The organism is Bradyrhizobium sp. Pha-3 (assembly GCF_042258325.1).
GTDB lineage: Bacteria > Pseudomonadota > Alphaproteobacteria > Rhizobiales > Xanthobacteraceae > Bradyrhizobium > Bradyrhizobium elkanii.
In genome coordinates this window covers 7,201,783-7,213,778 of record NZ_CP170151.1, presented here as the reverse complement: position 1 = coordinate 7,213,778, position 11,996 = coordinate 7,201,783, and the positions used below count along the sequence as shown (strand labels likewise).

At 65.9% G+C, this 11,996-nt stretch carries 8 protein-coding genes; 7 read left to right on the top strand and 1 reads right to left on the bottom strand.

All coding sequences use genetic code 11. The features are described from left to right. Window positions 1–46 precede the first annotated feature (46 nt). On the top strand, window positions 47–1,027 hold the full coding sequence (locus ACE10X_RS34440) for a helix-turn-helix domain-containing protein (RefSeq protein ID WP_038386216.1): 981 nt from the start codon (window positions 47–49) through the stop codon (window positions 1,025–1,027). 20 nt (window positions 1,028–1,047) lie between these two features. Next, complete coding sequence (locus tag ACE10X_RS34435; RefSeq protein ID WP_038386217.1) at window positions 1,048–2,115, top strand: maleylacetate reductase; 1,068 nt, start codon at window positions 1,048–1,050, stop codon at window positions 2,113–2,115. Window position 2,116: 1 nt separating this feature from the next. Here ACE10X_RS34435 and ACE10X_RS34430 read toward each other — a convergent pair whose 3' ends face one another. Further along, complete coding sequence (locus ACE10X_RS34430) at window positions 2,117–3,571, bottom strand: GH1 family beta-glucosidase (protein ID WP_038386218.1); 1,455 nt, start codon at window positions 3,569–3,571, stop codon at window positions 2,117–2,119. Between the two features lie 249 nt (window positions 3,572–3,820). Between ACE10X_RS34430 and ACE10X_RS34425 the strand changes: the two genes are divergently transcribed. The 5 genes from ACE10X_RS34425 (at window position 3,821) to ACE10X_RS34405 (ending at window position 11,951) form a co-directional block, all read left to right on the top strand. Further along, window positions 3,821–6,487 carry a M1 family metallopeptidase gene (locus tag ACE10X_RS34425; RefSeq protein ID WP_038386234.1) on the top strand — a complete coding sequence of 889 codons (2,667 nt, stop codon included), beginning with the start codon at window positions 3,821–3,823 and terminating at the stop codon, window positions 6,485–6,487. A gap of 78 nt (window positions 6,488–6,565) precedes the next feature. Beyond that, the gene (locus tag ACE10X_RS34420; protein WP_375763432.1) at window positions 6,566–8,218 is read left to right on the top strand and encodes an acetolactate synthase large subunit; all 1,653 of its coding nucleotides are present in this window, start codon (window positions 6,566–6,568) and stop codon (window positions 8,216–8,218) included. Between the two features lie 244 nt (window positions 8,219–8,462). Next, complete coding sequence (gene pgm / locus ACE10X_RS34415) at window positions 8,463–10,103, top strand: phosphoglucomutase (alpha-D-glucose-1,6-bisphosphate-dependent) (RefSeq protein ID WP_375763431.1); 1,641 nt, start codon at window positions 8,463–8,465, stop codon at window positions 10,101–10,103. Window positions 10,104–10,126: 23 nt separating this feature from the next. Further along, window positions 10,127–11,083, top strand: a complete 957-nt coding sequence (locus ACE10X_RS34410; RefSeq protein WP_038386221.1) for an NAD(P)-dependent oxidoreductase — start codon at window positions 10,127–10,129, stop codon at window positions 11,081–11,083. Further along, on the top strand, window positions 11,076–11,951 hold the full coding sequence (locus ACE10X_RS34405) for a dihydrodipicolinate synthase family protein (protein ID WP_038386222.1): 876 nt from the start codon (window positions 11,076–11,078) through the stop codon (window positions 11,949–11,951). The genes ACE10X_RS34410 and ACE10X_RS34405 overlap by 8 nt, the downstream gene beginning before the upstream one ends. Window positions 11,952–11,996 lie beyond the last annotated feature (45 nt).

The following is an 11,996-nucleotide window of genomic DNA, read 5'->3' as shown; positions in this document are numbered from 1 at the left end:
AACGCGCTTGGCTGTAACCGAACCGGACTGGGCTCGGAGTGAACTGATGCAGCAAATCGCCGCCGCGGATCGCTCGCGCAGGCTGAGCTGGAATACCGCGGACACCAGGCCCGGCGAGCAGTTTGCCTATTACCGCGAGGCGATCTGCCAGGCCTTCATGAACCTGACGCCGGAGCCGCCGGCGACGCCGGGCTTCCTCGCCCGCGTCGAGACCGTTGGGCTCGGGGATGGCGCGGTCAACCGGGTCAGCTTCCCGGAGCATGTCGTGCGGCGCTCCGCTGCCGACATCGCCGCGTCAAGCCGGCGCTGTTACTACCTCAATCTGAAGCTCGCCGGCCGCTGCCGGATCCAGCAGGCGGGACGCGAGATCAGCCTGTCGCCGGGGCAGGTCGGAATCTTCGACAGCGGCCAGCGCTTCGCGCTGCTGCACGATCGCGGCCCGGCGCTGCAGGTCGCCTCGTTCTGGGTGCCGGCCGAGGCGCTGGATGAACGGCTGCCGTCGGCGCCCGAGGCCGCGCCGGCGCGGGTCTCGGATGATCCCTTCGTCGGCCATCTCATCACCGAGACGGCGCAGGTCCTGAACACATCCGCGCTCCGTGCTTCGGATGCGGACAACGCGCGGCTGTTCGGCGTGCTGCTCGATCTGGTCGCGCTCAGCCTGTCGCGCAGCGGCCGCGCCGGCGTCGCCGAGAGCGCCGGCCTTGCCGATGCGACGTGGCTCGCGCTGCGCCGCGCCGTGGACCGCAGGCTGCGCGAGCCCGGGCTCGGCGTTGCCGCCATTGCGGCTGCGATCGGCATCAGCGAGCGCTATGTCCACAAGCTGTTCGAGCGCGCCGGCACGACATTCGCCAGCCATGTGATGGACCGCCGCCTCGATGGCGCCGCGCGCGATCTGAGGGACCCCGCGATCGCCGGGCGCGCGATCGGCGACATCGCGTTCGACTGGGGCTTCTCCGACCTGTCGCATTTCACGCGGCGCTTCAGGCACCGCTTCGGCTGCACGCCGCGCGACTGGCGCCGCGGCTGACCAACGCTTCGGAAATCGCCATGGCGCAGCCGTTCACCTACCAGGTCAGTCCGATGCGGGTCGTGTTCGGGGTCGGCACGGTCGCGCAGCTGGCGGCCGAGCTCGACCGGCTCGGCATCAACCGCGCGCTGGTGCTGGCGAGCCGGCGGCAGCAGGCCGAGCTCGGCGATCTCGCTGGCCTGACCGGCGGCCGTGTGACCGGATTGTTCGACGGTGCAGTGGTGCACACGCCGGTCGCGGTGACCGAACGTGCGATGGAGATCGTCCGCGAGCTCAAGCCGGATGGCGTGGTTGCGATCGGTGCCGGCGCCGCGACCGGCCTCAGCAAGGCGATTGCGCTGCGCACCGACCTGCCGCAACTGATCGTGCCGACCAGCTATGCCGGCTCCGAGATGACGCCGGTGCTCGGCGAGACCGTCGACGGCGTCAAGACCACGCAATCATCGCCGAAGATCCTGCCCGAGGCCGTGATCTACGACGTCAACCTGACCGTCTCGATGCCGGCCAAATTCTCCGCGATCTCCGGCCTCAACGCCATCGCGCATGCGGCCGAGGCGCTGTACGCGCGGGACGGCAACCCGATCACCTCGCTGATGGCGGAGGAGGCGATTGCGAAGCTTGCCTCGTCGCTGCCCGACGTGATCGCGCGGCCGCGCGATCTCGAGGCACGCTCCGACGCGCTCTATGGCGCGTGGCTGTGCGCGGTCTGCCTCGGCACCGTCGGCATGGCGCTGCATCACAAGCTCTGCCACACCGTCGGCGCGCTGTTCGACCTGCCGCATGCCGAGACCCATGCGGTGCTGCTGCCGCATACCATCGCCTACAACACGCCGGCCGCGCGCGATTCAGTCGGCCGCGCGGCGAGGGCGCTTGGAGCGGCTGACGCCGCCGACGGCCTGTTCGATCTGTCGGCAAGGCTCGGCGCGCCGCGCTCGCTCGCCGAGATCGGCATGCCCGAGGACGGCATCGCAAAGGCCGCCGCGCTCGCCACCAAAAATCCCTACTGGAATCCGCGGCCGATCGAGGAGAGCGGCATCCGCGACCTGCTGAAGCGCGCCTGGTCCGGCGCGCGCCCGCAGGCTGGATAGATCAAACCCCGATCGCGTTGCGCGCGATCACGTCGCGGTAGAATGCCGCGCTCAATTTCGGCACCCGCGCCTGGGTCTCGAAATCCACCCGGTAGAGGCCGAAGCGCTTCTCATAGCCGAAGATCCATTCGAAATTATCCATCAGGCTCCACAGGAAATAGCCGTGGACCGGGACGCCGTCGGCGGTCGCGCGCTGCAACTGCGCAAGGTAGTTGCGCAGGAACATGATGCGGTCGAGGTCGTAGATCTGCCCGTCCGGATGCACCTTGTCCTCGCCGGACGTGCCGTTCTCGCTGATATAGATGCTCTTGATGTTCCACAGCTTGGCGGCAATCCGCGGCGCCCAGTAGATCACCTCGGGCGCGATCCGCAGCCATTCCGAGCTCATATGCGGGAAGGAAGCCGGCATCGGCAGCGGCTTCCAACCGGGCGCATTATCGGTCGCGAGGATGTAGCATTGCGGCGCGTAGATGTTCAGCCCGACGAAATCATTGGGCTGTGCGATGATCTTCAGCTCGTCCGCGGTGAATTTGGGCGCATCCGCGCCGGCATATTGCAGGAAGCCTTCGGTGTACTTGCCTTCGAGGACGACGCCGAGAAAGCCTGCGTTGAGCTCGCGGGTCGCGATCTCGGTGGCGCGGATGTTCTCCGGCGTGTTGAAGGCGGGCACGCAGGCGGTGATGTTCTCGGCCGGCCCGACCCGCGTGCCGGCACGGCCTTTGGCGCGGATCGCCTGCACCGCAAGGCCATGCGCCAGAGCGACGTGGTGGCGCGCCTGGTTCACCTCGCCCGCCGGCAGCTTCAGCCCGGGGGCGTCGACGCCGAGCGCATAGCCGAACGGCAGGAAACGCCCGACCTCGTTGAGGGTGAAGACGTTCTTCACGCGGTCGGTCAGTCGCTGCGCCACGTAGCCGGCATAGTCGCCGAACGCCTTCGAGGTGTCGCGCGAGCGCCAGCCGCCGACACGGTCCTGCAACGCCTGCGGCAGGTCCCAGTGATAGAGCGTGGCGTAGGGCTCGATGCCGTTCGCAAGCAACTCGTCGACCAGGCGGTTGTAGAAGTCGAGGCCCTTCGGGTTCGGCGCCCCGGTGCCGTCGGGAAACACCCGCGGCCAGGCGATCGAGAAGCGATAGGCCCTGGCGCCGAGTTCCTTGATAAGGCGGACATCCTCCTTGTAGCGGTGATAGTGTTCGTTGGCGCGGTCGCCGGTCGAGCCGTCCTCGATCTTGCCCGATGTATGGGTGAATGTGTCCCAGATCGATGGGCCGCGGCCGTCCTCATTGACCGCACCCTCGACCTGGTAGGACGAGGTCGCGGTGCCCCAGACGAAGCCCGTGGGAAAGGTCGTGCCGTCCGGCCGCGACGCACGGTTTGCAGCCTCGGCAGGGCCGGTCAAACCGAGCGCCGAGAGGCCTGCGAGGCCCGCAAACTGCCGGCGCGAGAACTTTCCGAACATTGTTGTCTCCCGTCGCGGACGTTGCCGCTGGAATGCGATCCGTACGTTAACCTTCCATCCCGCCGTTGAGCAACAAGGGTCAGCAGGCCAAAGCGCCGTGGCGAGCGGCGCACCAATCAATGCGAAGCATTGTGACGCCAATGTCGCGGAGTTGTCAGTTTTGTGGCGACATTTTCTCTACTAGATTGCCTGCTACGTCCTTCCGCAATGACATCCGAATATCCCCGAGATCCCCGTGAGCTGCGCGCGATGAACAAGCCTGCAACCCATGTCCGAAGGGCGCTGCTGCGGCGTCTTGCCACTGCGATCGGCTTGGCTTTGGCGATGGCCGCAAGCGCGCAGGCCGAGCAGACATTTTCGTTCGACCACACGCCCGGAAAGCTGCCGAAGACGGTCGTCCCGTTGCATTACGCGATCGAGCTGACGCCTGACATCGCGAGCCTCGCTCTGCCCGGCGTCGAGACCGTCGATATCGAGGTGCGCGAGGTGACCGCGCAGCTGATGCTGAACGCGATCAACACGACTTTCACCGAGGTCACGATCGATGACGGCGCGCAGCGCGCAGAGGTCGCGACCGACGCCGCCGTGCAGACCGCAACGTTGACTTTCGCCAAGCCGCTTGCGGCCGGCCGCCACAAGCTGCGCATCGCCTTCACGGCGCAGATCAATAAATTCGGCACCGGCCTGTTCTCGGTCGACTACCCGACCAAAACCGGGATCAAGCGGATGATCTCCAGCAAGCTGGAGCCGGCCGATGCAAGGCGGATCTTCCCGTGCTGGGATGAGCCGTCGTTCAAGGCGAGCTTCGCGCTAACCGTCGTCATTTCGCGCAATCTGCTTGCGGTCGGCAACATGCCGGTGACCAGCGAAGAGCCGGTCGCCGGCGATCTCAAGAAGGTTACGTTCGCGCCGACGCCGAAGATGTCGAGCTATCTGTTCGTGCTCACGGTCGGCGAGCTCGAGCGCGTCACGGCGGATGCCGGCGGCGTCACGGTCGGCGTGGTGACGACGGAGGGCAAGGGCGGGCAGAGCCGGTTCGCGCTCGACAGCGCGGTGAAGCTGCTTGCCTATTACAACGACTATTTCGGCGTCAAATATCCGCTGCCGAAGCTCGACCTGATCGCCGTTCCCGGCGGGTTCGGCGGCGCGATGGAGAATTGGGGTGGCATCACCTTCTTCGAAAGCCGGCTGCTGTTCGACCCCGCGACCAATGCCGAGACCGCGCGGCGCGGCATTTTCGCGATCATCGCGCATGAGATGGCGCATATGTGGTTCGGCGATCTCGTCACCATGGCGTGGTGGGACAATCTCTGGCTCAACGAGGGTTTTGCCAGCTGGATGGCGACCAAGGCCTCGGAGCAGTTCTATCCAGAGTGGCAGGGCTGGCTGAACGGCTACGGCGCGAAGCAGTTTGCCATGACGCTCGATGCGCGGCGCACCTCGCATCCGGTGCAGCAGCCGATTGCCGATCACAGTGAGGCAGTCACGGCATTCGACGCCATTACCTACAACAAGGGGCAGGCGCTGATCCGGATGCTCGAGACCTATCTCGGCGAACAGGCGTTCCGCGACGGCATCCGCAAATACATGGCCGCGCATGCCTACAGCAACGCGACGACCGCTGATCTCTGGCAGGCGCTCGAGAGTAGCGGCAGCAAGGCGATCACCGGGATCGCCGCCTCCTTCACCGAGCAGGACGGCGTGCCGCTGGTCGTGGCCGAGGCGGCCTGCGATGGCGCCGCGCAACGTCTGACCTTGCGGCAGGATCGCTTCGTGATCGCGCCGGCCAACAATCCGCCGCTGTCGGCCCGCAACTGGCAGATTCCGGTCGCGGTCGGGCCGACGCATGGCAAGCCGTTTGACGAGATATTGCTGAAGGGGAGCACCAATATCCCGGCCGGCGCCTGCGGCGATGCGATCAAGGTCAATCTCGGCGACGTCGGATACTACAGGGTCGAGTACGGCCCGAAGAACCGTGCGGCGTTGCTGAATGCCTTCCCGCAAATGCAAATCGCCGACCGTCTCAATGTCGTCACCGACAGCTGGGCGCTGGTGCAGGCGGGCCGCGCGGAGGCGCCATCCTATCTCGCGCTGCTCGATGCGCTCGATGCCGGTGACCATCGCGCGGTGTGGGACCAGGTGATCTCGACATTCGCTTCACTGAACCGTCTGTCGCGCGGCCGCACCGAGCGGCCGGTGATCCAGGCCTATGCCCGCGCCAAGCTGCGCCCGGTGTTCGATCGGATCGGATGGGACGGCGCCGGTTCAGGCGGCGATGACACTGCATTGCTGCGTGCAAGCCTGATCTCGACGCTTGGCGACCTCGGGGATGCGGCTATTGTGGCAGAAGCGAAGCGGCGCTTTGCGGCATTCGTCGACGATCCCAATTCGCTTCCGACCGCATTGCGCGATGCCGTCACGCATGTTGTCGGTGTGACTGCCGATCGGGCGACCTACGACCAGCTGCTGGCGATGGCGCGCAACAGCACGGCGACCAATGAACGGCTGCGCTATTATCTCGCGGCGGCAAGTGCCCGCGATGCCGAAATGGCGCGGGCGACGCTGGCCTTGACGCTGACCAATGAGTTGCCCGACACGATCGTGACGGGGATGATCAACGCGGTTGCGTCCTCAGGCGAGCAGCCGCAGCTCGCCTGGAACTTCGTCAGGACCAATTTCGATACGTTGCTGGCAAGGCAGGGACCGAACTTCCGCGACCAGTTCGTGCCGAACTTCATGACCAATTTTACCGATGAGGACCACGCGGCGGAACTCGCCGCGTTTGCTCCGTCGCAATCAACCACCGGCGGACGGGTGATGGTGGCGCGATCCGTGCAGGCGATCGCAATTTCAGCCGATCTTGCCGCGCGCGTGCTGCCCGCCGCCGACGCCTGGATCAGGGCGCACAAGTCGTGAGATCGCGAGGGAGTTTCCGGCAGCGCGCGATGCGGCTATGCTCCGTGCGCGGCATGCAATCAACGATGCGAGGCTGAGATGGTCAAAGGTTCCGAGTTGCTGGTCGCGGCCCTCGAGAATGAGGGCGTGGAGCGGGTGTTCGGCGTCCCCGGCGAGGAGAATCTCGACGTCGTCGAGAGCCTGCGCAAATCCTCGATCAAACTGATCGTCACGCGCCACGAGCAGGCCGCGGCGTTCATGGCGGCGACCTATGGCCGGCTGACTGGAAAGCCCGGCGTCTGCATGACGACGCTCGGCCCCGGCGCGCTCAACCTGACCACCGGCGCCGCCTATGCGCTGCTCGGCGCGATGCCGATGGTGATGCTGACCGGCCAGAAGGGCATCCTGAGCAGCCGGCAGGCCAAGTTCCAGATCGTCGACATCGTCAACACGTTTCGTCCGTTGACCAAGCTGTCTCTGCAGATCGTCAGCGGTGCGACCATTCCGACGCTGGTCCGTGACGCCTTCCGCATTGCGACGCAGGAACGGCCGGGGCCGGTGCTGCTCGAACTGCCGGAAGACATCGCAGGCGACGAGACGACGCCGGTCGAAATGATACCGCCGCATCCGATCGAGATTCCGATCGCGCACGCCGCCGCGCTCGACCGCGCCGCCGACATGATCCTGAAGGCACAGCGCCCGCTGATCATGCTTGGTGCTGCGGCATCGCGTCCGCGTTCGACTGCCGGGATCGGCGACTTCGTGCGGCGCACGAAGATCCCGTTCTTCACGACACAGATGGGCAAGGGCACTGTATCCGGCGGCACCAATCACTATATGGGGACCGCCGCGCTGAGCGAGCGCGACTACGTGCACGAGGCGATCGACCGCGCCGACCTCATCATCGCGATCGGTCACGACACAGTCGAGAAGCCGCCTTTCATCATGGGCCCTAAGGGGCCGCAGGTGATCCATGTCAGCTACATGCCGGCAACGGTCGAGCAGGTCTATTTCCCGCAATGCGAGGTGATCGGCGACGTCGGTCCGAGTCTTAAGCTGCTGGCCGATCGGGTCGAGGGAAAGCTGCCGCATGCCAGCGCGCTGCTCAGCCTGCGCCAGAGCATTCTGGCGAAGATCACCGATCGCGCCACCGAGGGCCGCTGGCCGCCGACGCCGCAGCGCATCGTGCACGATGTGCGGCAGGTGATTCCCGAGGACGGCATCGTCGCGCTCGACAACGGCATGTACAAGATCTGGTTTGCGCGCAACTACCGTACGCTGCTTGCCAACTCGCTGCTGCTCGACAACGCGCTCGCGACCATGGGCGCCGGCCTGCCGTCGGCGATGATGGCGGCGATGCTGTATCCGAACAACCGCGTGCTCGCAGTCTGTGGCGATGGCGGATTCATGATGAACTCGCAGGAGCTCGAGACCGCGGTCCGCCTCAAGCTCAATCTCGTCATCCTGATCCTGGAGGATTCCGCCTACGGCATGATCCGCTGGAAGCAGGCGGTCGATCATTTCCCGGATTTCGGCCTGACCTTCGGCAATCCGGATTTCGTCAAATACGCCGAAAGCTACGGCGCCAAGGGTTCGCGGATCGCGAGCACGGATGCAATCGTCCCGACCCTGGAACGGGCGTTTTCCGGCGGCGGCGTGCACCTCGTCGTGGTGCCGATCGACTATACCGAGAACAAGCGGGTGCTGGTCGACGAATTGCGCGAGAAGGTGCAGCAGATCGATGTGTCGTAGAGCATGATCCGGACCCGAAGGGCCGCGTTAGCGCAAAGTGCGAAGCGGTTTTCCCTTGCGACAAACGCAAAGCGTTTGCGCGGAGATCATGCTCAAACAAGAAGCTAAAGCATTGCTGCGGTGGGCAAGGAACGAAAAGCCCTCGGCTTGATTGAACGTAAGCCGCCATGGTAGCACGCCAAGATATCACGCAATGGCAACACCATTGCGCAGATGGTCGGCGATACCAGATCTGAGAGGTCACGTGACTGCACCAAATCCTGCCGCCGGAAAACCCATCGATCCCGCCTCGCTCGCCAATGTGCCGCGGCTGGTCACGGCCTATTTTGCCGGCAAGCCCGATGCCAGCGATCCGACCCAGCGGGTTGCGTTCGGCACCTCGGGCCATCGCGGCTCGTCGCTGAAGAATTCCTTCAACGAGGACCATATCCTCGCCACCACGCAGGCGATCTGCGATTACCGGAGCGAGAAGGGCCTCACCGGACCGCTGTTCATCGGCATCGACACCCATGCGCTGGCCGAGCCGGCGCTGGCCAGCGCGGTCGAGGTGTTCGCGGCGAACGGCGTCGAGATCATGATCGACGCGCAGGGCGGCTACACCCCGACGCCGGTGATCTCGCACGCGATCCTGAGCTACAACAAGGGCCGCAGCACGGGCCTTGCCGACGGCGTCGTCATCACGCCGTCACACAACCCGCCGGAGGACGGCGGCTACAAATACAATCCGCCGCATGGCGGTCCGGCCGACACCGACGTCACCGCCGTGGTCGAGAAGAACGCCAACCGCTATATCGAGGCCGGCCTCAAGGGCGTCGCGCGGCTGCCCTATGATCGCGCGCGCAAGGCCGCGACCACGCATCTGCACGACTACATCACGCCCTATGTCGCCGATCTCGGCAACACCGTCGATCTCGCGCTGATCAAGTCCGCCGGCGTCAAGATCGGCATCGACCCGCTCGGCGGCGCGGCGGTGCATTACTGGCAACCGATCATCGCGCGCTACGGCATCAACGCCAGCGTCGTCAATGAGGCGGTCGATCCGACCTTCCGCTTCATGACCGCGGACTGGGACGGCAAGGTCCGGATGGACTGCTCGTCGCCTTATGCGATGGCGAGCCTGATCGGGATGCGCGACCGGTTCGACGTCGCCTTTGCCAACGACACCGACGCCGACCGCCACGGCATCGTGACCCGCTCGAACGGGCTGATGAACCCGAACCACTTCCTCGCCACCGCTATCGCCTATCTGTTCACGCACCGGCCGCAATGGAGCAAGAACGCCGCGATCGGCAAGACCATCGTGTCGAGCTCGATCATCGATCGCGTGGCGAAGAAGCTGAACCGCAAGCTGGTCGAGACGCCGGTCGGCTTCAAATGGTTCGTCGACGGGCTCGGCAGCGGCGGCTTCGGCTTTGCCGGCGAGGAGAGCGCGGGCGCTTCGTTCCTGAAGCGCGACGGCTCGGTGTGGACCACCGACAAGGACGGCATCATCCTCGGCCTCTTGGCAGCCGAGATCATCGCCAGGACCGGCCGCGATCCGAGCGAATTGTTTGGCGAGCTGACCGCCGAACTCGGCGTTCCCTATTACGAGCGCATCGATGTGGCGGCGACGCCGAAGCAGAAGAACGCGCTGAAGGCGCTCGGGCCCGAGCAGCTCAACATGACGCAGCTCGCCGGCGACACCGTGCGCGCGGTCAGGACCAAGGCGCCGGGCAACGACCAGCCGTTCGGCGGCATCAAGGTCGAGAGCGAGGCGGGCTGGTTCGCCGCGCGTCCCTCCGGCACCGAGGATGTCTACAAGATCTACGCCGAAAGCTTCCGCGGGCCGGATCATCTGAAGCAGATCCAGGGCGACGCGCAGGCCGCGATCGCCAAGGTGTTCTGAAAGGCGCGGGCCGGGCGGAATTCATGCGAATATTGTTGACCGGCTCCTCCGGCTGGCTCGGCCGTTTCCTCGCGCCGCGGCTTCGACAGGCCGGCCATGACGTGGTCGGCCTCGACGTCGTCCCGGGTGAGGCGACCGATGTCACAGGCTCGGTAGCCGAACGATCGGTGGTCGATCGCGTGTTCGCCGATCACGGCATCGAGGCCGTGATCCATGGCGGGGCGCTGCACAAGCCCGATATCGCGCGGTTCGCGCCGCAGGCCTTTGTCGACGTCAACGTCACAGGCACGCTCAACCTGCTGCAGGCGGCAGTGGCTGCCGGCCACGACCGTTTCGTCTTCACCTCGACGACCTCGCTGATGATCTCGCAGGCGATCCGCGACGAGGAAGGCCATGCTGCGGTGTGGCTCGACGAGACGACAGGGCCACTCGAGCCGCGCAACATTTACGGAGTGACAAAACTCGCCGCTGAAGGGCTGTGCCGCCTGTACAGCCGCGAGCACGGGCTGAACTGCGCGGTGCTGCGCACCAGCCGCTTCTTCCCCGAGGATGACGATACGATCCGCGACATCCATGGCGAGAACCTGAAGGCGACCGAGCTGCTGTACCGCCGCCTCACGGTCGAGGACGCCGCCGATGCCCATGTGGTGGCGCTGGACAAGATCCGCGGCTTCGAGGTCTTTGTCATCAGCGCGCCGACGCCGCTTAAGCGTGGCGATGTCGCTGACTTGAAGACGGATGCGGCCGCGGTTATTGCGCGCTATTTCCCCGATGCGCCGGCGCTGTTCGCGCGGCGCGGCTGGCGTCTGCCGAAATCGATCGGCCGGATCTACGACGCGAGCAAGGCCGAACGGCTGCTCGGTTTCCGCGCCGGCACGGATTTCGCAGCCGTGCTCGGCGCCTTGCGCGGCGGCGCGCCGCTTCCCTTTGCGCACGATCCCGATTATGTCTCGCCGTCAACGAGGCTCGCAAATGGCTGATTTCCACGGCGTCTTTCCGTACCTGGTGTCCCCGGTCGACCCCGCCGGCCATGTCCGCACCGAGGTGCTGGGCCGGCTCTGCGACGATCTGGTCAAGGCCGGCGTCCACGGCTTGACGCCGCTCGGCTCGACCGGCGAGTTCGCCTATCTCAACAATGCGCAGCGCATGCAGGTGGTGCAGACCACGATTGAGGCCGCGCAGGGCCGCGTGCCCGTGGTCGCCGGCGTCGCCTCGACCTCGACGGCGGATGCGGTGGCGCAGGCCAAGGCCTACCAGAAGCGCGGCGCGAGCGGCATCCTCGCGATCCTGGAGGCCTATTTCCCGGTCGCCGATGCGCAGGTCGAATCCTATTTCCGCGCCATCGCCGATGCCGTCGACATTCCGGTCGTGATCTACACCAATCCGAATTTCCAGCGCTCCGACCTCACGCTCGACGTCATCGCGCGGCTCGCCGAGCATCCGCGCATCGGCTACATCAAGGACGCCTCGACCAACACCGGCCGGCTGCTGTCGATCATGAACCGCTGTGGCGACAGCCTGAAAGTGTTCTCGGCCTCGGCCCATATTCCGGCCGCGGTGATGCTGATCGGCGGCCACGGCTGGATGGCCGGCCCGGCCTGCATCATCCCGCGGCAGAGCGTCGAGCTCTACAATCTGTGCCGCCGCACCCGCTGGGACGAGGCGATGGCCCTGCAGCGCAAGCTCTGGCGCATCAACGAGGCGTTTGCCCGCTTCAACCTCGCCGCCTGCATCAAGGCCGGGCTCGCGAGCCAGGGCTACGATGTCGGCGATCCCGTGCCGCCGCAGGCGCCGCTCACGGCCGAGCAGCGCAAGGTGGTCGAGGCGGCGTTGCGCGATCTGGCCTGAAGCCGTCGGGGGCCGCGCGGCAAAATGCCGGGCAATCCGCCTTGG

Coding starts and splice junctions, on each gene's coding strand:
- ACE10X_RS34430 (WP_038386218.1), bottom strand. CDS start 3,571: ATGTTCGGAAAGTTCTCGCGCCGGCAGTTTGCGGGCCTCGCAGGCCTC.
- ACE10X_RS34410 (WP_038386221.1), top strand. CDS start 10,127: ATGCGAATATTGTTGACCGGCTCCTCCGGCTGGCTCGGCCGTTTCCTC.
- ACE10X_RS34435 (WP_038386217.1), top strand. CDS start 1,048: ATGGCGCAGCCGTTCACCTACCAGGTCAGTCCGATGCGGGTCGTGTTC.
- ACE10X_RS34420 (WP_375763432.1), top strand. CDS start 6,566: ATGGTCAAAGGTTCCGAGTTGCTGGTCGCGGCCCTCGAGAATGAGGGC.
- ACE10X_RS34405 (WP_038386222.1), top strand. CDS start 11,076: ATGGCTGATTTCCACGGCGTCTTTCCGTACCTGGTGTCCCCGGTCGAC.
- ACE10X_RS34425 (WP_038386234.1), top strand. CDS start 3,821: ATGAACAAGCCTGCAACCCATGTCCGAAGGGCGCTGCTGCGGCGTCTT.
- ACE10X_RS34440 (WP_038386216.1), top strand. CDS start 47: ATGCAGCAAATCGCCGCCGCGGATCGCTCGCGCAGGCTGAGCTGGAAT.